This is a genomic window from Coleofasciculus sp. F4-SAH-05, from assembly GCF_040222985.1.
Taxonomy (GTDB): domain Bacteria; phylum Cyanobacteriota; class Cyanobacteriia; order Cyanobacteriales; family Coleofasciculaceae; genus Coleofasciculus; species Coleofasciculus chthonoplastes.
Window position 1 is genome coordinate 1 of the sequence record NZ_JAVKBY010000268.1, and the last position, 19359, is coordinate 19359.

The following is a 19359-nucleotide window of genomic DNA, read 5'->3' on the forward strand; positions in this document are numbered from 1 at the left end:
CACAAAAAGGATGGGTATTCCTATGCAAATTAAGTTGGATATTTTCTGGGTATTGAACCCCAGAAAATATCCCCCGTTTCCTCCCGCCACTGACCTGGGTACAGGTTCAGTGGGGGTCTCCACGGAGGAAGACAGATGAAGTGGACAGAGATATCGCTTCGGCTCAAGAACTGCTCAATCGTGGACTATAAACGTATCCAGGGACTCTGGAAAAGCAAGAAATTGGCTCTCAAGTCGAGGTGTCGGGGGCGATGAGCCTAGATAAATGGCGTAGGGGAGCAATGCCTTATCGTGAGGTAAGGAAGCCTACACCGTAATCTTCGATTCGGTGTAGGAGGATGTCACTCCCCACGTTCACCAAAAATAATCTGCCCGAGTCGTACCATCGTTGCCCCCGCTTGGATGGCTAGGGCGTAATCCTCTGACATTCCCATAGAAAGCTGATGAATTCGCAAATTCGACCAATTTTGCTGTCCAATTTCATTCGCCAGATCACGAGTCCGCTCAAAGACACCCAGAGTCTCCTGGGGGGACAATCCCAACGGTGGAATCGTCATTAATCCTTGAATTTGCAACGCCTTACACTGATCCAGTTCAGGTAAAGCCTCTAGCAATTCCGGTATCGTCCAACCGTATTTATGGGGATCAGGCATAATTTTGACTTGGAGACAGATTTGGGGAGTGACAGCCAACTCACAAGCTAATTGATTCAGTCGCTGGGCTAACTTGAGGCTGTCACAGGAATGAATCCACTGAAATTGAGTTAAAGCTTTTTTTACCTTATTGCTCTGAAGATGTCCGATCAAATGCCAGGTAATGTCAGGCAAATCTTGCAGTTCATCCTGTTTAGCCGCCGCCTCTTGAACTTGGCTCTCGCCAAAATCTCGCACGCCAGCTTGATAGGCTTCGCGCATCGCCTCTACCGACACTCGTTTAGTCACAGCAATTAACCGCACGTCGGGCGGTAGCTGTTGGCAAATCTGAGCAATACGTTCTGTAATTGAGCCTGTCATGATTGATGTGAGATGAGCAATAAGGGAGTCACGAGAGAGAGTGAATCATCCAAAAACAAACCGCTACTGCTCATTGGAACGTTTGCTTATGAATTTTCTGAAGCTGCTCAAAATCTTTGGATGCACCCATACGACGGAAAATGCGGAGACGATTTTCCACTAAATGGCGAGCATCTGAACGACTAATCGGTTCAAACGCCAAACCATTCGAGCCTGTCGTCACCAAAAAAAACAGACGCTGGGCGTAAAGAGTGGTGAACAGTTCCTGGTTGTCTTCAACCATGCAAACACGAAAGAGTAAACCAAAGGTGGGATGATTTAGATAGGTTTCCATTAAAACCCTGCAATAGAGCTGTTAGACAACAGATTGGACATAAGAGAATAAGTCTTGGAGGAGATGCCGCATAGATTAGTCATTAAGCACAATTATCAGTAAGTCAGCAAGAGATCAGCTAAATTAGTTTACAGCTTATTATCGATTGCCCCAGACTCACCACAACCCTTCAGAATGCTACTATCCTCAAAACGTTATATCACGCTTAGCATCGCTTAAAACATCCTCTGGTCATTGTAATTGTATAAGCTGTGGTGACTCTAAGTAGCACAATAGACCTCAATACTGTTCGATTAAGGCAAGCAGCGGGAGCCATGTAGAGACTTTTCATGCTACGTCTGGGAGCCTGTAGAGACTGATCCGAACAGTATTGAGAAGGCGTCTTCTGGTACGGGGTTGCCAGAGTCGTTCAAGATAACCCTCTATGGTGGTAGCTACAACTGCCTGAATTCAAGCAATCTGTCGTTTCTGTTGACCGGAAGCGTGAATCTCCCTGCACTTGTACGGTAAAAAGAAAATGTTCTCCATTTACCCCCAAAGTCGCCATGTCTCTAGCCTCTCCCCAAAAACTGCAAACCCATGATAACTTTGCCATCACCTTTGCCCCCCTATCCCTCGCCGATGTCTATACCCTCGCCGATGATCCCGCCAATGGTGCCGTTGTCGTCATGAGTGGCACCGTCCGTAACCAAACCGACGGCAAACCCGTTGTGTCACTGGAATATCAAGCCTACGAACCCATGGCATTGCGCGTATTTGCCACCATTGCCCACGACATTCGACAGACTTGGGCTGATGTCAATCGCGTCGTTATTCATCATCGCATCGGACGTCTACAAATTGGTGAAATTAGCGTCTTAGTTGCCATTGGCTGTCCCCATCGTTCAGAAGCCTTCGCTGCCTGTAAATATGCCATTGATACCTTAAAACATAACGCTCCCATCTGGAAAAAAGAACACTATCAAGATGGTGCGAGTACCTGGGTGAGTATTGGCGCGTGTGAACATAAGAATCAGTAGATTGCAGGACTTAAGCATTGACAAAAAATATAGCTTGTGATTCAAACCAAACAGCAAAGGCTTATGGTGATTTGTCTGTTGGCTTCACTCTTGCCACATTATTGCGGCTGTGGCGCACATCGAAGCCGCCCTAGTCGAAACGCCAGTCGAAATAGTACGTTCAAGAGCATCGTCAGGAAAGCGCGATCGCACTAAACGCCGACACCGACAACATTCTTAATAAACTGAATAAGTCGTTCATCGCCATTCTGGCAATGTCTGTGTAGCATTCGGAATACAGCCGCTTTCAAGAACGCTTTATCTTTGAATCCATTACTTTCTTGATATGATGTATATTTTCTAATAGCATCTTTTAATTCTTCAGTAGAAGTAGGCACAGAGTCCCAAGACTTACAATAGTTCCCAAATTCTCTCAGATAAGAAGTAAAGCCTTCATTCAATACATCTCGTTCATATCGTTCTCGAATGTGGAACACATCATCCCAAGTCGTCACTTCTTCAGAATTAGAGCCAAAATCAATGTTCCATTTTGGTAGTTGCTCTCCAGTTTTTCCGAGTTCCCCAGCAAAAGGCTGACTGTTATCGAGGGACACCGTAAGCGTTCCGTGGTTATAAGGATCAAATGACTTACGACGAGTACCGTCATCTTTTCTGAGAATATCCTGAGCCAGCTTATGTGAATTGCATTTGTTTCCCATTGGTACAAGGTTGCGTAAGTTTGCCGCCGCAAAAGCATATTTTTCTTTTGATAGATAATGATCTAATGCTTCGCGGCGTGCCCCTGGTGCATCGAAGTATTCATATCCACAAAACGGGCAGATGTGATAAGAAGCCGCATCATAGATTGCCTTGTAGTGCTTATCGCGAATTCCTAAATCAGTCAGAATCTCGAATGCGTAAGTAAAGAGATCAGTGACTGGCTTTTGAATGGTTTTAGGTAAATCTTTAATTACCTCACAGTCATGTTGACCAGATAAAAGAAGGGCTATCTTATTTTGATCATTGAATGCTTGTAAGATTTGCTCTCGTTCGGAATCATTAATAGTTTTCAATAATGCCTGATAGTTCTTCAATTTATCTCCTAAGCTTAGTCTTTTGGGATTGGGCTTCTCCGATATATTTAAACGACGTTTCAACCGACTTCGATAGGGTTCTGAAATCAATTCAGCCCAGTTTGTTGATGTATTTCCACTTTCTAAATTTCTATGGATGGCTTGCAGTATTTGACGAAGACACTCGTGGAGCCAGTTCTCTGCTGTCGCTGTAATTGGATAACCAAAAAGCATTCTAAACTCCGTCCCTATTTCTTACCTGTCGCAAGTGATCGGCAAGAAATGCTTTCTCTACAGAGTCTCCCAACTCCTGAATTCCTGCTTGAATTTCTTCTGGATGATCACTCTTCATGAGTTTTTCAATTTTGTCACGCGAACGTTGAGAGATAGGTGGGCGAATTCGGAAGCATTCTTCGATAATCGTATCAAATGTAGATCCAAATGTTTCAACATCGGGATTGTTAATTTGAATCTTATCGTCTTCATTTTTACTAAATATAAAAACTTTCTCTCTTTGCATATCTGAAGGAATAAAGGGGGCGTGTGTTGTCAGCAAACAGTCTTGCCTAGCTGCTCTAGAGGGTTTTCGGCGCTCTCCATCCTTTGTGGGCAAATCAAATATGCGAGAAATGAATTTTACCCGCCATTGTGGGTTGAAATGGGATTCAGGTTCATCAAGTAAAAAAAGTATATTAGGAGACGACAACATGCAAAACATACCGAGAAGCTGACAAAGTTGGTGTTCACCATCAGAAAGCGATACATAATCTACTTCTTCCTCATTTATTTCTTCGCCAGTCTTTTGCTTACGAAAGATAACTCGTTCAAATCGAAAAACTTTATCTTCATCTTGAGGTTCAGGAAGGCGCGAAGCAAATCGTCTTGTTCTTGTATCTCTCCGAAATCGATCGCGTGTCTTCTTTGATAACACTAAGTCATTTAACATGGCAAGTTTGTGAAATGACGAATAAAGATTAAGGGCATTACCCCAAAAGGAACGAAATGCTTCTCTCGTATGCTCATTAATCCAGTAATCGAATATATAGGTTTCTGTTTTATCATCGTAGGTATAGCAAGTAGCACATCGCTGGAGCTGATCAATATAAGTCTCAAGTTCATCCGTTAATTGTATGCCCTTACGTTTAGTTTTTTTCTTGCTTTTTTTCTGATGTGCCAGTTGAATGATACAACGAAATGAATGTAGATCTTGCAGTTGTGCTTCTTTTAGAAGTGCCTCCCGTTGAAAATCTTCACCGAGTAGAAGGTTGGCGACGAGAACTTCAAGATGCGTTTCATAGTCGATCAGCATCAAGCGCGTATCAGGAACAGATTGACTTCGGGTTGCTACATTCAAGGCTCTGCGCCCTACTTCATCTGCATATCCACTGCGGCTTACTAGGAAGGGTAGACTGAGTGTTTCGTTATTACCTGATGTATAACCAACAACCTTTTGAGGCAGTAAGGCATGAGTTTCAGGAGCTTTCGGATCGCAATCTATCCAATCATATTCCTCCCTTCTCTGGATTATCAGGGGTGGACGTTTCCTGTCAACAGCTTCCCGTGATATGCGGACGCGAATAGGCAGCTGGTTCTCTTGTGGGTAAATAAAATACTCAATTTTAAATTGAAGTTCGGGATTACCTTCAATACGCTCTTCCTCACTAATACAAGTATGAAAGACTGACTGAAATATCTCGGCGATTACCTGCAAAAACTGAGATTTTCCTGAGCCATTTGGTCCAATAAGACACAAGGGGTCAAATGAATAATAGTCATTCAATGGGCTTCGCAATCCCACATTTACATCATCAAGTAATCCACCACAAGTCTCCGCCGCAATAATACAGACTCGCAAAAGCTTCATTGATACCTCCTCATAAAACGCATTGCCTTCGTTTCTGAATCAAAGATCTGGATAATGCTTGGTTCAGATTCATCGAGCAATGTAAATAATATATCTTTAATTGAATCATAATCTCCACTCATTTTTTCATTTATATCACTATACAATTCCTCAAAGGAAAATGTGTTGTTAGGGAGTTGATGAATAAGCTTTTTTAGCGATTGACTAGATATCTTGGTCATATTGGATTTACGGCGATTGACAACTCTCTTTGGTTTATTCGGTTGTGCTGCACGTTCGGCGCGAATGCGCTCAAGTAGCACTGAAACGGGTTCGTCATTAGGATCTTGTGGCACTAACTCACCACGAAATGCTTTAGACAACAAAGTAGGTGTTAGCTGCTCGACTCGTGTAAGGGCATTTTGATAGCGAGCTTCAATGCGATTGGCATAGGCATACAGCTTTTCAATATATCGAACAATTTCCTGTTGCTCTGCGTAATCTGGAATTGTGACGGGCAAACGTTCCATCACTGATTTACCCAATGTAGGAACTCCTGCATTGCTATTCATCTCTGATAGAAGCCAATCAATGCAAGATTCTTGGCGAAGGAACCAAAGAAGATAAGATGGTAATATGTTGTCAGCTTTTACGCGGATGATAAAAACTGTATGGCTGAATACATAACGAATATTTTTGGGAGGATTACGGGCAAGACCTAAACGTCCTTTTCGAGCAAAAATTATATCATTATTTAAAAAGTCATGAGCTGTTTTTCTAGCTTCGTAGAAATCAGATTTTATCAATTTTGCAGATGAAGTATCCCAATCGTTTAAGCCGGACATTTGCTCCGTTGCCAGAATGGGAATTGTTCCCCCTTTGTAGGATGGATATCGGTGCGAAGGATTCGGATCAATGACATCGGCAAAATCCGACAGCTTACCCACAATTTTTTGATGATTATAAGCTGAGTTTTCAGTACTTTTTCTCCGCGAATTTTGCGTAATTTTTCTCGATATTCCAGCAGTAATTGTAGCTTGCCGAAATTGTTGGATAATAAAGGACACACGAATCAGCCGATCGTGACATGCATCTACCCGCGCAAGCAATGCATCAAGTTTATCCGCAATGCGTTTTTGTTCATTAAGAGGAGCAATCGGAATACGCATAGAAGCGATCGTTGCTCGACTAAGTTCTATTTGATTCGTTGCACCAGTAGCAAGACTTGCAATCTTTTCTTGAACTTCAGAACTTTGAATCCAAGAGAACAAGAAACGAGACTCGACTGCTGCCCGATGAGGTCTAACAATAGTGACATGACTATCTACAACTTTTGGGGGTTCTAAATCATGTTGTTTAACTAAACACGCTCGTCCAAGTGTTCCTGTCCCTGTGCTGTTCCAGAGAATATCTCCAGCTTGGATGAATCGTTCTGGTTCCCATTTATCAAACTGAACAGGAGCGATATACTTAAGATATTCGTTCTGAATGCCGAACCATCGAATTGCTTTTTGGTTAATAACTGGAAGGCTACTGTAACTCGCATACTTCGGCTGCTTACCACGAGATAAGTATTCAGTGATGTCTGAGATTGTTGTTATTGCCCAACCCGGAGGTAATTTACTCACGCCTCAATCTCCTAATCTTCAACCTGCAACCCATCCACACGCCCAAACTCTTTCAAAAGACCATCACTACCGATATGGTATTTTAGTGTGATGCTCTGCATCGTTCTCTCTTTGTACCTACAAACTGATTTCTTCTCCCAATTCTTGCACAATGCCCTGTAACTCGGCTATTGCCGCTTCCAGTTCACTGATTGCTTCCTGGGCAAGGATTGCAGGTTCAGGTAACTCGCCGTTCTCCTCTTCCCGTTCATCCTTGAGCCAGGAGATGTCTAAATTGTCGTCACGTTCAGCAATCCAGTCACGGGAAAATCGTCTAAAGCGTCCTTCTTCTCCAGTATCAGTACGCTGTGCCAGACTAGCAGCACCACCCAATGGATCATCACCAAAGAAGGCTTCAAACTCAGCAAAATGTTCACGCCTCAGCGATGTCCGCCGACCAAACTGGGGAGTGTTAGTCCGCAGGTCATATACCCACACTTCTTTTGTATTGCCTGTTTGCTTCTTACCACGGGTAAAAAACAACACGTTTGTCTTAACACCCTGAGCATAGAAAATACCAGAGGGTAAACGTAAAATCGTATGCAGATTGCATTTGTTCATCAAAGCAGCCCGGATCTGCCGTCCCACGTTGCTTTCAAACAGCACATTGTCAGGAAACACCGCAGCAGCACGTCCTCCGGGCTTCAACCCCAGGTAAATGTGTTGCAAGAAGCAAAACTGTTTATTGCTGGTGGGAAACTCAAAATCTGAACGGTTAGGCAAGCCTCCACCTTTTTTGCTACCAAATGGCGGATTGGTGAGAATCAGTGTAGCCTGCGGTAAGGCTTGTCCATCCGGTGAAAGCGTATCACCATACTGTATGCCTGCACCTTGCGGATCAGAATCTAGCCCATGGAGGATCAAATTCATTAATGCCAGACGATGGGTGTCTTGGACATGCTCCATGCCATAAAAGGTATTGCCGTGATATTTGTTGTTTTGTTTTTTAGTCCAACCATCCGGATTACTATGTTCTCGGATATAGCGATTGGCAGCGATTAAGAATCCACCTGTACCCGCAGCAGGATCTTGAATGATGTCATCCAGGGTAGGACGCATCACACGCACCATACTGTCAATGAGTGGACGGGGAGTGAAATACTGTCCAGCCCCAGCTTTCTTTTCATTGGCGTTTTTCTCTAACAACCCTTCATAGACATCACCAAGTCCCTCTCGCTTGGCACTGTACCAGTCAAGCTTGTCAATCTCAGTGACTAGGGTGGAAAGTGTCGTGTCCTTTTTAATAGAAGAATGGGCATCGGTAAAAATTTCTTTAACCAACGTAGAGCCGTGACTGCCTAAATAGCTCAACAGCCCCTTATAGAATTCCAAGGGCTTCTCTGTTTGTCCCTCTAGATCATCCCAGCGATAACCCTCCGGAAGTTGACGCTCGGTGCCAGTTTCCTTCGCCATCTTCAGAAACAGCAGGTACGTCAGTTCGATCACGTACTGATGGTAAGTTACTCCGTCGTCTTTGAGGATATTGCAGAGATTCCAGAGTTTGGCAACAATATCATGGGTGACAGTACTCATAAGTAAAAATTATACACCTTACACGTCATCGTGCAAAAGCCCATCATCGCAGATCGGGCGAAAAATTAGCGCCAAATATTCGGATAAAATCAAAAATCAAGAATCAAACGTTGTCCTATGACCCATGCTTGTTGTGGACCCGGTTACGCTTCCCCTGAAGCGGCAATGAAAGCAGACCGGGAAACGGTTCTCTATACCATCGCCCTCTATACGGGTACGGGAATTTATCTAATTGTTTGTGGGTTTTGGGGGAGCAATAAGACCCACGCCATAATTTTTAATTGGGCGTTGGGATACACTGGACTCCCCCAACCTCAATGTGGTAAATTGACATTGACTTCGATACATCTGCTCACAAAGCTAGTTGAAATTGCTGCACCGTGAGTTGAGTAACGAATTCGATAACAACAACCAACGCAAATCAAACTAACTAGTACCGCTGGGCTAGCGGGAATGGAAACTGCCTGTGCAGACGGTCTACCGGGGACTGAAATGTACTCGTCTCAGTCTAGGTAAGTGTCGAAATCCCCTGAGCTTCGACAGGCTCAGCTACCGCGTAGCCGAAGGGGAAAAAGCAGGAAATCCAAGTTGTGAAGCTTGGAAGCCCACACTAGAATCTTTGATTTGGTGTGGGAGGATGTCACATCAAAGTCGCGCCCACACTTATTAAACAGGTATTAGGATCAGAATATTCAACGTAATCCCCATAGAGTTACGGTAATATAGCTGATCCGTTCGGACTTATAGCATCCATGGTTGTATCTCAGAATCCCTCTGTACAGAAAACGTCTAAACTTGAAGGCATAAAAGAACGCAGTAACTGCTTACGCGAACCCGTAGCCAGTGAGTTGCTGGAAGACACCACCCATTTCAGTGGTGATGCCGTACAAATTCTTAAATTTCATGGTTCCTACCAGCAAGATAACCGCGATAATCGGGTTAAAGGGCAAGAAAAAGACTATCAGTTCATGCTGCGAACCCGTTCTCCTGGCGGGTTTATCCCCCCTCAACTCTATCTGACGCTGGATCAACTCTCTGATCAATACGGGAACCATACCATGCGAGTCACCACTCGCCAAGGGTTTCAGCTTCACGGCATTCTCAAAAAGAACTTAAAGGCAACAATTGCCGCCATTGTTCGCAATATGGGTTCAACCCTGGGCGCTTGCGGAGACTTAAACCGCAATGTTATGGCACCTCCTGCGCCGTTCAAGACTCGTCCTGACTACCAATGTGCCTGGGAGTATGCCGATAAAATTGCCGATTTATTAACCCCTCAGACGGGCGCTTATTATGAAATTTGGCTGGATGGGGAAAAGGCAATTAGCGCTGAAGAAGCCCCAGAGGTGAAAGCGGCGCGTCAACGTAATGGTAACGGTACGATATTCGCGGATAAAGAAGAACCGATTTATGGGGAACACTATATGCCCCGTAAGTTTAAGTGTAGTGTTACCGTTCCCGGCGATAACTCCGTTGATCTCTACACCCAAGACGTTAGCTTGGTGGTGATGATGAATCAGCAGGGAGAATTAGAAGGATTCAATGTTCTCGCCGGTGGTGGTTTAGGGCGCACCCATAATAAGGAAGAAACCTTTGCCCGTATGGCTGATCCGATTGGCTATGTGGATAAAGATGATATCTTCGACTTAATCAAAGCGATTGTGGCAACTCAGCGAGACTATGGCGATCGCGTAAATCGTCGTCATGCCCGAATGAAGTATCTGATCAATGATTGGGGTGTTGATAAGTTCCGTGCTAAGGTTGAAGACTACTTTGGTAAGCCTATCGCCCCCTACAAACCCCTCCCCGCCTTTAAATACAAAGACTATCTGGGATGGAACGAGCAAGGAGACGGTAAGTTATTTTTAGGCATTTCCATTGAGAATGGGCGAGTCAAAGATGAGGGGAACTTCCAGTTAAAGACAGCTTTACGGGAAATTGTCAAGCAATTTGACCTACCCATGCGGCTAACACCTAATCACAATGCCATTCTGTATGAGATTGAAAAGAACCAGCAGCAACCCATCGAACAGATTCTCAACCAACACGGAGTTCAAATCACCCCAGAGGGAATCGAACCCCTAGTCCGCTATTCCATGGCTTGTCCCGCCCTACCCACCTGTGGGTTAGCGATTACTGAATCAGAACGGGCAATTCCAGGGATTACCGCGCGGATTCGGGCGCTGTTGGACAAGTTGGGGTTAAAGGATGACCATTTTGTCATCCGGATGACGGGATGTCCCAATGGATGTGCCAGACCTTACATGGCAGAATTAGGATTTGTGGGCAGTGCGCCTGGGAAATATCAAATGTGGTTAGGCGGTTCACCGGATCAAACGAGGTTAGCACGAGCCTATATCGAAAAACTGCCGATTGAAGAACTCGAATCCTTCCTCGAACCCATGTTCATGCAATTTAAGCAACAGCGCGAACTTGGGGAAAGTTTCGGTGATTTCTGCGATCGCGTGGGATTTGATGCGATTCGGGACTATTCGGCTAATTATGTATTCCCTAAACCCACCAAGAAAACCCGACATCGGATTTCCCTCAATGATGATCTGTACAGCCGTCTCAAAGACGCCGCCGCCAGTCAAGGGAAGCCGATTAGCCATCTCGCCGCTGACGCGATCGAGGCGTTTCTCAATCAGTCATCTTAAATCGGGCTTAACTGATTAAATGAATTAGGTAGGGGCACGATACTATCGTGCCCTTTATCAAATACCGTACTGATCAGTTCTAGAATAGGAAAGGGAATAAATAGGATTGCCGGCTGTATAATGATTGCTGTTGGCGTGTTTTTGATGATCAAACCTTAATTGACCTTTATCGAATAATTATGTTAGCTTTAACAAGCTGTAATGCATTTAAATGGGTGTTAGTAGTGAGTTAAATTGGGTATTAGTAGCGATTTGAATTGGGTATTAGTAGCGATTTGAATTGGGTATTAGTAGCGATTTGAATTGGGTATTAGTAGCGATTTGAATTGGGTATTAGTAGCGAGCAAGATGCTCGCACTACAAGGACTCACAATTTTTGACATTATGGTTTAAATGCCGAACAGCTTAACTGTGAATTCATCTCATCCTCCTTAACGTCTCTCCCGTACCACCCATTCTTCAAAGAGTTTTGAACCCATCGTGTATCGCTCATCATCTAACTGGCGAATCACACCCGTTCCCGTCAAAACTTCCAACGCATCCGCAACTTGTCCAAAACTAAATTGTGCTTGTTCTGCTAACGTCTCAGCCGTTCCCTCTCGCTGCTGAACGAGGGTACGATAAACGGTTTCTTCTAGCTGACTAAAGCCGTAAGATCGTTGATCTTCATCCCACCAAGCCGAAAAGTCACGGTCATGTTTTCGTTGTTGATGCAGCATAAAACTCTCAGTCGAACGGGATTTACCCATCTGATAATCATCAAAAATCTCATTAATTAGTTGTTGGGTAAGATAGGGATGATATCCAGCCCAATCTAGAATCCTATTATATCCGGATTCTGTGAGGGGAACACCTTCATTTTGACTCCGTTGAACAATCAGCGATCGCGTGTCGGATTCGGTTAATGTCCCTAACCATTCTACATCGGCAATATTCAGCAGCGGAGAACCGACTCGTTGCTGATAATCTTTCAAGTCACGATAGCCAGAGAAACAGAATCCTAAGAAAGGGTTGATGGCGGTGTCGGTGTCTTTTAATCCCCGCAGATATAGCAGTTCGCTCTCGCGTAGTTACAGTACAAATGTTCTAAAACTCACCTGATCAAGCATCCATTTCTGAATTTGTAAATATACCAGCGCGAAGCGCTATAACTCCAAGCATCATTTGCCCAATCTTGGCGGACAATAAATTCTAGGCGAACCACCTCATCTTGCTCAGTTTTTAGGGCTGTAATTAATGCTGGAATAGCCGTTTCTGAACCAATTTCCCCCAAAGCCGAAGCCGCTTGACTACGCTTGCGCCAATCGTCATCGTTTTTTAATTGTTCTATATATAAGGACGTCTCTTTATCAACGGATTCTTGTCCCCATCCCTGACTCACACTCAGCAGAGGGAATGAGAAGCTGATACAGCAAATTATAAGTAATGTAAAACAATTTCGTTTAGCTTGTGTAAGCATAGCTTGGGTTAGATGGTAGGTTCGTAGTGAGCGCTTTAGCGCTCCCTATGGCACTAAAGTGCCGACTACATACAAACTAAGTTAACATTAAATACTTTGTTCTAATAATTGGGAATTCGCCGAGTGCTATAGGTAAGAGGAAGTGCCGAATTATTTTCTATTCGTTCAGTTAACCATTCAGGTTGCTCACTTAGGGAAATTGACATTGTACCATCAGGAGACACCTGATAAACCCATTCAAAACCAGGACAAATCTCAGACTCCATATTCGGGACTGACTGGGGCCATTTTCCGGTTACTGATATCGACTCGCCCCTGTCTAAATTCAGTGAGAGCGGGGGGCGACCCAGTAAAATTAAGAGTTAGGTTCTGTTGATTGGGTACGGCGGGTCGCCCCTACAATATTTACCTAGAGAAGGATAGCTGAAAACTAGGGTGGGCAAGGGTTATGGCTTAAGTTGACACGGATGCACGTCAGTTCGCCCCTACGATGCTAATCCACCAATTAAGGTGTGCCACGACACTAATACTATTTATTTTAATCCCTTGCTAATACATTAAACTGCTTTTTTGTCAATTTTGTCCCTTTTCGAGTTCTAAAAATTGGGTAATGTAATATATTTGTATGATTTAATTTTTTTCCACACTAGAGAGAAAAAAATTACGCATTTTCAAGGCGTTTAAGCAAAATACATAAAAAAATGGCTACAAAAAACACCCAATACAGTATTACTGTAATAACATACTACAATCTCAAACCCAGGTCAACTCAGGATTTGCCAGTGACTTTTTCTGCCAGCCCTAAATCAGATTGTCTTGAGAATATTAAAACTAAAACATAAAATTGAAAAGTTTTACTTATTAAACTAGGCTTGATCAGCGCCAAGCTTGACTGAAAACAAAGACAGCGTAACCACAAGTCAAGTTATCGGGGGTTGATGGAATTGTGCGATCGCATCTCAAGATAGGTAGAGGATATTGGTGATAAACTTAAAAGATAATCAGCTTTCTCAATGCGATTATTTATGCCGGGGAGCCAGTCATTAAATCTTTAACCATCGTCAATCCCTACAATCCGGGTCAGGTACTCAGTTTAAAAGACGACTGGACACTTAATGATCAGCGAATATCCGCGAGTCCCTTAGCTTCGGCGGCGTTGATGACCCAGCGATGTTGCAGTTGGCTCATAATTGGGTTAATTCAGGAAAAATTAAGCCGTTATCAGTTTAGGACTTACGCAAAGCCTCGACTGTAGGGTGTGTTAGCGTAGCGTAACGCACCTTTACCCCATAAGTGGTGTAGCTGCGTAAGTCCTGAGTTTGGACTTTTCAAATCCCCAGAATAGAATGGTGGTCGGTTGTACAGATCAACCCAAAGTAAGATTCCCACTCAGGAGACTCACACTATGCTCGTCGATCTATTGAGCCGCAAGCAGACTCACTTCGTCTTGTGGCGTCCGGGTATATCCCAATCACCGCCCAGCGTTTACATTGCGAAACCTTCAGCCAAGGCTTCAGATCGATTCGAGAAAGTTGGGGAATACCCCCTCAGCCAATCTCCCGACTTCCCTGAGTTGTGGGAAGTCTCCGCTCAAGCCTGTGGTTTGACAGACGGACAAGTTTACCTGTACTGGTTTAAAATCCACAACACGGAACCCTATAACCCAGACACGATTAACAACGTTCTCTATTGCACCGATCCAACCGCCACAACTGTAGACCGCCGGATCATCGCCCCCATTCCTGACGAAGAAGGCGGTATCGCTAGTGATGATCCTGCCAGTGTTATTTTGTATCAAAATGGCACATTAACGCCCTGTGATCCGGGGGGACAAACGGTGAACTGGGAAGGAGATCCCCCATTAGACACCCTACCGGCGAACAACCAACTGGTGATCTATGAATTACCAACCCGTTGGACTCAAGGAAAAACAGAGGAGAATCGGGAGGTAGGGATTGGTACGTTTCAGGATGTGCTGTCTTTATTACAACCCCAAACCCCATCTCCTAATTTTTGCCATATTGAGGCGCTAACAGAAGGAAAAGCCCATCTGATGGAATTAGGCGTTAATGCCTTAGAATTATTACCCCCAGCCGATAGCGATGACAAGCTGGAATGGGGATATGGTACAGCTAACTTTTTGGCGGCTGATTTTGATTTAGGACATCCAGAAGGTCAAGATGCACCAACCGCATCCACAGATTTAGCCAATTTAATTAAAGTGTGTCATCAATTAGGAATGCGTTTCTTTGCCGATATGGTAATGGCGTTTTCCCGAAATAATCCGTATCAAAACATCAACTTTCTGGATTTTTACGTCCAATGGCGACCAGCAGGTGATCCTCAACGTGATCCTGAACAAGCAGGTCGTGATGGCTTTGGTGGTGATTTATTTAAATACAACTATTGGTTAGAAGGCTATCATCCAATTCTGGGCAAAAAATCCTGGTTTGTGCCAGCCCGTGAATATATGAAACTGTATATGGCTCATTGGCTGAACTATTATCGGGTGGATGGTTTGCGACTGGATAGCGTTAATAATGTAGGGAATTATGACTTTTTAGAAAAGTTCCGAGAGTTAGCCCGCACCATTTGGGAAAAACGGGGCGGTTCAACTAAGCATTTTCTGGTTGTGGGTGAAGAATTAAGTGTTCCTTTAGCGTTGGTTCACCAAAATCGCTTAGATGGACTGTGGAATGAAAAATTTAAGCAAATTATTCGACAGATCATTTTAGGCAAGAATGCGTTTAATGACTCTAGCTTTGAATGGAGTGTACGCAAACTGATTGATTGTCGTTTCCTCGGATTTACCGATAGCGCTCAAGCGGTAAATTATCTAACCTCTCATGATGTAGGTGGCTTGGGGAATGAGCGATTCTATAACTACCTAATTAATAATGGGATTTATGATACTGAACCCCGGATTAAGCTAGCATTTGTCTGCCTTTTAACTGCCGTTGGTATTCCGATGATTTTGGCAGGGGATGAATTTGGAGATCAGCAAGATCTCGATATTACGGATGAACATGCGGATCATAAACAGGTTGACCCGGTTAACTATAGTCGAGTCCAAGACGATTGGCGACAACGCATCTTTCAGTATGTAGCCCGGTTGGTTCGTTTCCGCACTTCATCAAAGGCGTTAGCGGTGAATGATAATGAGTTTATTCATGCCGATTTCCACGAAGATAAACGGGTTTTAGTCTGGCGGCGTGGCAAAAGATCAGATGAATGCGTGATTGTTGTGGCTAATTTCTCCGACTATGGAACTCCTGTCGGTTCTGAATATAAAGTCCCGAATTGGTCTCCCACTCCAGAAGGCAAGCAGTGGAAAGAAATTACCCAAGACCGCATCGTTCCTCCGGAATGGGTGGGCAGAGAACCGATTTTCCCATGGGAAGCCAAGGTTTATGCTTTGATTTAATTCTTGAAAAAAGTAACAAAAGCTACAAAATCATTTCTGATTAGACCTTGAAGAGGCGAGGATAATGCAGCTGAGCCTAAGTGTTGATATAATCGCTACTCGAACCACTACCAGGGTTGAGGTAAAAAAATCATGTCAGACTGGCAGGAAATTACAGGTGGCGTCACAGCACCTAGAGGATATCGTGCATCTGGAATAGTAGCTGGACTTAAGCCTTCAGGACTGCCGGATTTAGCATTGATCGTGTCGGATGTTGAGGCGATCGCAGCCGGAGTCTTTACCCAGAATCAGGTTTGTGCAGCGCCTGTTACCTATTGTCGCCAGCGTTTACGAAAAAAAGCCAGCGCCAGTGCTATTTTAGTCAACGCTGGTCAAGCGAATGCGGCAACCGGGGAAGCGGGGTGGCAAGATGCTTTGGACTCGGCGAAGGCATTGGCACAAGCCATGAATATTGCTCCAGAGTCTATTTTATTAGGCTCCACGGGTGTGATTGGACAGCGTATTCGTATGGATGCCCTTCTCGCCGGAATTCCTCAATTGGTGGAAGGCTTATCAGAACTGGGTTCCAATGCTGCCGCCCAAGCGATTATTACGACAGATTTAGTGACAAAATCCATTGCCTTGGAAACCACGATTGACGATCGCCCGGTACGGATTGGCGGGATTGCCAAGGGTTCAGGGATGATTCACCCGAATATGGCAACACTGCTGGCGTTTGTTACCTGTGATGCGGTGGTTTCTACACCGTTATGGCAAAAAATGTTAAGTCGGGCGGCGGATAAAAGCTTTAATCAAATTACCGTCGATGGGGATACCAGTACCAACGATACCCTGATTGCCTTGGCGAATGGTCAATCTCGCACCTCAGCGATTACGGAAATGGGACCCCATGCTGAAAAGCTAGAGGCGATGCTGACGGCGGTATGCCAACATTTAGCCAAGGCGATCGCACGAGATGGCGAAGGGGCGACGTGTTTGATGGAAGTACAGGTTACAGGCGCACCCAATGATCAAGCAGCGCGTCAAATTGCCCGAACGATTGCGGGTTCATCCCTAGTAAAATCTGCCATATTTGGTCGTGATCCCAACTGGGGGAGAATAGCGGGTGCGGCGGGGCGTGCAGGTGTACCTTTTTCCCAGGAAGCCTTGCGGATTCAGATGGGGGATTTTGTGCTAATGGATAAGGGTCAACCTTTACCCTTTGACCGAGATGCAGCGAGTGCTTATTTGAAAAATGCCGCGACTGGGGCGTATTTGAAAGAGGATACTGTTTTAATTTCGGTGAGTATTGGCAATGAACCGGGTACAGGTAAGGCGTGGGGCTGTGATTTGAGTTATGACTATGTGAAAATTAATGCCGAGTATACGACGTGAGGGCGATGGTTCGGTTCAGGGGGCGATGGTTCGGTTCAGTTGAAATTGTTCAGCGATTATTGGAGAATGCCAACAGCTAAAATGTACAGTTATTGCCTTGGGCGGTATTGAAGATCATGTACATCTATTAATGAGTTTCCCCCCTACTCTAGCGGTTTCCGACTTAATCAAACAGATTAAAGGAAGTTCTTCTCATTTAGTTACCCATGAAATTAATCCGGGGGAATTCTTCAAATGGCAAGGCAGCTACGGCGCATTCAGTGTTAGCCATGATCATCTTGACCAGGTAGCTAACTACATCAGAAATCAGCCGATTCACCATCGACAGAAATCAATAATTTCTACTTGGGAATTAATTGCTAACTGATTAATTAAATCATTCCTAGAGTGTCGGTAAAGTATTATGAGAAACCGGGTTTTTCGTGAGAATGACAACGAAATATCAAGTTTTAACCCAAAGAAACCCGGTTTTTTGACCGATGTTCTAGTGGTAATAAATCGCGTTGATATGTAAAAAACTGCTTCTATTCGTTTCCGATAAAGTGCAAGTTGTAAGTCCGCGAAGGCGGACTTTGTTTGTGTAGCTGCGAATTCCATTCGCCCAGCTTGTGTAATTGTTTCTTAATCTATCATTTCCGGCTTCAGCCGACAAGATAAATCTTGGAGCCACTCCCAGAGAAACCTACACTTGGTTATCAACTTTGGCAACATAAAAAGTGGGATACGCTTAGAAAGCGATCGCTCTACCACCACCCCTCAATTATCATGCTCAAAAAAATCGGCATCATCTGCCTAGCATTTCTGATCGGAATTCTTATCTTTCCCCCTTTAACCTCCGCCCAATCCACCGCCGCTTTAGCCTCACGCCTCTCGCGCCTAGAAACCGAGAATTTCCAGTTGCGATCGCAAATCAACCGCATTGAGTCTCAGCTTGCTACCTTAACTCGACAAGTTCCTAGCCCAAATCGCCCTCTCAACCCCCCAACGCCAGCACCATCAGTCCCCCCCAGAACCCCACCGCGAGTCTTATCCTCTGATCAGAGGTTTGACCGACTCGCTACCCTCGTTATCGAACTCAAAGAACGGATTCAAGACTTAGAAGCCCAAGTTGCTGAACTCCAGGAAAAATCGTAATCGGTCGGGGCGGGTTTAGCTATATCTTAATATTGGGATCAGGTCAGGGCGGGTTTTGCACAAACGTTATTATCCATAGCCAAACGAAAGTCCCTAAACCCGCCCCTACAAACCCTGCTTTTCCTACTCACTTCTTCGCCTGAATCACCTGTAAACTCCCCCCCGCATGCAGACGCTGTTCACAGGAGGCAAATCCTGTCTGCTTCAGCAATCTCACCAAATCCGTCTCCAATAATTGCCACGCCGTTTCCGTTTCAAATAACCAGAGAAACAGGGCGACTCCCGGCAGAAATAAAACATTCGTCGGCTTGTGAAAATCCACCAGCGCGAACACACCACCGGGTTTGAGCACCCGATACACTTCCCTAAGAATTTGCTGCAACACTGACGGCGGCATCTCATGGAGTGCTACGCTGGTATGCACCAGATCAAACTGATTCTCGCCAAACGGCATATCCTCGGCAAAGGCTTCTACATACTTAGCTTGCGGCACATTCTTTTCGGCGCGTTGCAGGGATAAGGGTGAAACATCCAGTCCTGTGACATTCTGGGAATACTCCACCAGAAAGCGGGTAGCCTGACCCCCACCACAGCAAAGGTCTAACACTTGCGTTTCTGAGTCAATTGTTAAACCGTGCAAAGGCAGATGGTGGAATCGCCGTTCTCCACCCACACTCGTGGCGGCTAATCGAGAAATCGTGTCATATAGCCACTGATACTTATAACTCAACGGTCTTAATACGGTTGCCATAGTTCTGCTAGGATCAAGAATCTAGATTTTTTCCGGAAAACTCAAACCATTACCAGCATATATTGTTAAAATCAGTAACAAATATGAAATATTTGGAAT

The 19359-nt window shown here is 44.6% G+C and carries 16 protein-coding genes and 2 pseudogenes; 8 read left to right on the forward strand and 10 right to left on the reverse strand.

The genetic code is table 11. The features are described from left to right. Positions 1-341: 341 nt before the first annotated feature. Both RIG27_RS33015 and pipX read right to left on the reverse strand, forming a co-directional pair. Positions 342-1013: a YggS family pyridoxal phosphate-dependent enzyme gene (locus RIG27_RS33015; protein WP_446344862.1), complete on the reverse strand. Its 672-nt coding sequence runs from the start codon at positions 1011-1013 to the stop codon at positions 342-344. Positions 1014-1083: 70 nt separating this feature from the next. Next, a complete protein-coding gene (pipX, locus tag RIG27_RS33020) occupies positions 1084-1347 on the reverse strand; it encodes a transcriptional coactivator PipX (protein WP_446351273.1) in 264 nt (87 codons plus the stop codon). Between the two features lie 545 nt (positions 1348-1892). On the opposite strand from pipX, the gene RIG27_RS33025 reads away from it, so the two are divergent. After that, positions 1893-2366, forward strand: coding sequence for a molybdenum cofactor biosynthesis protein MoaE (locus tag RIG27_RS33025; RefSeq protein WP_446351274.1), 474 nt, complete (start codon positions 1893-1895; stop codon positions 2364-2366). A 191-nt stretch (positions 2367-2557) separates the two neighbouring features. Here the strand turns inward: RIG27_RS33025 and RIG27_RS33030 are convergent, their stop codons facing one another. The 4 genes from RIG27_RS33030 to RIG27_RS33045 form a co-directional block, all read right to left on the reverse strand. Then, complete coding sequence (locus RIG27_RS33030; protein WP_446351275.1) at positions 2558-3652, reverse strand: hypothetical protein; 1095 nt, start codon at positions 3650-3652, stop codon at positions 2558-2560. Position 3653: 1 nt separating this feature from the next. After that, entirely contained in the window at positions 3654-5282 is a 1629-nt protein-coding gene (locus RIG27_RS33035; protein ID WP_446351276.1) for a restriction system-associated AAA family ATPase, read from the reverse strand. Next, positions 5279-6889 carry a restriction endonuclease subunit S gene (locus tag RIG27_RS33040; protein ID WP_446351277.1) on the reverse strand — a complete coding sequence of 537 codons (1611 nt, stop codon included), beginning with the start codon at positions 6887-6889 and terminating at the stop codon, positions 5279-5281. The genes RIG27_RS33035 and RIG27_RS33040 overlap by 4 nt, the downstream gene beginning before the upstream one ends. A 117-nt stretch (positions 6890-7006) precedes the next feature. Then, entirely contained in the window at positions 7007-8461 is a 1455-nt protein-coding gene (locus RIG27_RS33045; protein ID WP_446351278.1) for an N-6 DNA methylase, read from the reverse strand. Between the two features lie 117 nt (positions 8462-8578). On the opposite strand from RIG27_RS33045, the gene RIG27_RS33050 reads away from it, so the two are divergent. Then, on the forward strand, positions 8579-8845 hold the full coding sequence (locus RIG27_RS33050) for a hypothetical protein (protein ID WP_446351295.1): 267 nt from the start codon (positions 8579-8581) through the stop codon (positions 8843-8845). A gap of 368 nt (positions 8846-9213) precedes the next feature. Beyond that, positions 9214-11118 carry a sulfite reductase, ferredoxin dependent gene (gene sir, locus RIG27_RS33055; RefSeq protein WP_446351279.1) on the forward strand — a complete coding sequence of 635 codons (1905 nt, stop codon included), beginning with the start codon at positions 9214-9216 and terminating at the stop codon, positions 11116-11118. A gap of 431 nt (positions 11119-11549) precedes the next feature. Here the strand turns inward: sir and RIG27_RS33060 are convergent, their stop codons facing one another. From RIG27_RS33060 to RIG27_RS33070, 3 genes are all read right to left on the reverse strand, one after another. Then, complete coding sequence (locus tag RIG27_RS33060) at positions 11550-12092, reverse strand: helix-turn-helix domain-containing protein (RefSeq protein WP_446351280.1); 543 nt, start codon at positions 12090-12092, stop codon at positions 11550-11552. A 119-nt stretch (positions 12093-12211) separates the two neighbouring features. Beyond that, entirely contained in the window at positions 12212-12499 is a 288-nt protein-coding gene (locus RIG27_RS33065) for a HEAT repeat domain-containing protein (protein WP_446351281.1), read from the reverse strand. A 179-nt stretch (positions 12500-12678) separates the two neighbouring features. Further along, the gene (locus tag RIG27_RS33070) at positions 12679-12843 is read right to left on the reverse strand and encodes a hypothetical protein (protein ID WP_446351282.1); all 165 of its coding nucleotides are present in this window, start codon (positions 12841-12843) and stop codon (positions 12679-12681) included. A gap of 731 nt (positions 12844-13574) precedes the next feature. On the opposite strand from RIG27_RS33070, the pseudogene RIG27_RS33075 reads away from it, so the two are divergent. The 5 genes and pseudogenes from RIG27_RS33075 to RIG27_RS33095 all read left to right on the forward strand — a co-directional run. Beyond that, positions 13575-13685: pseudogene (locus RIG27_RS33075) on the forward strand (Rpn family recombination-promoting nuclease/putative transposase); the annotation flags it as partial. Positions 13686-13982: 297 nt separating this feature from the next. Then, complete coding sequence (locus tag RIG27_RS33080) at positions 13983-16001, forward strand: alpha-amylase family glycosyl hydrolase (protein ID WP_446351283.1); 2019 nt, start codon at positions 13983-13985, stop codon at positions 15999-16001. A 132-nt stretch (positions 16002-16133) separates the two neighbouring features. Then, complete coding sequence (gene argJ / locus RIG27_RS33085) at positions 16134-17375, forward strand: bifunctional ornithine acetyltransferase/N-acetylglutamate synthase (RefSeq protein WP_446351284.1); 1242 nt, start codon at positions 16134-16136, stop codon at positions 17373-17375. A gap of 49 nt (positions 17376-17424) precedes the next feature. Beyond that, positions 17425-17742, forward strand: a pseudogene (tnpA, locus tag RIG27_RS33090) (IS200/IS605 family transposase); the annotation flags it as partial. Positions 17743-18035: 293 nt separating this feature from the next. Beyond that, positions 18036-18509 carry a hypothetical protein gene (locus RIG27_RS33095; RefSeq protein WP_446351285.1) on the forward strand — a complete coding sequence of 158 codons (474 nt, stop codon included), beginning with the start codon at positions 18036-18038 and terminating at the stop codon, positions 18507-18509. A gap of 127 nt (positions 18510-18636) precedes the next feature. On the opposite strand, the gene RIG27_RS33100 is transcribed toward RIG27_RS33095, so the two are convergent. Continuing rightward, positions 18637-19260 (reverse strand): class I SAM-dependent methyltransferase, encoded by a 624-nt coding sequence (locus RIG27_RS33100; protein ID WP_446351286.1) that lies wholly within the window; start codon positions 19258-19260, stop codon positions 18637-18639. Positions 19261-19359 lie beyond the last annotated feature (99 nt).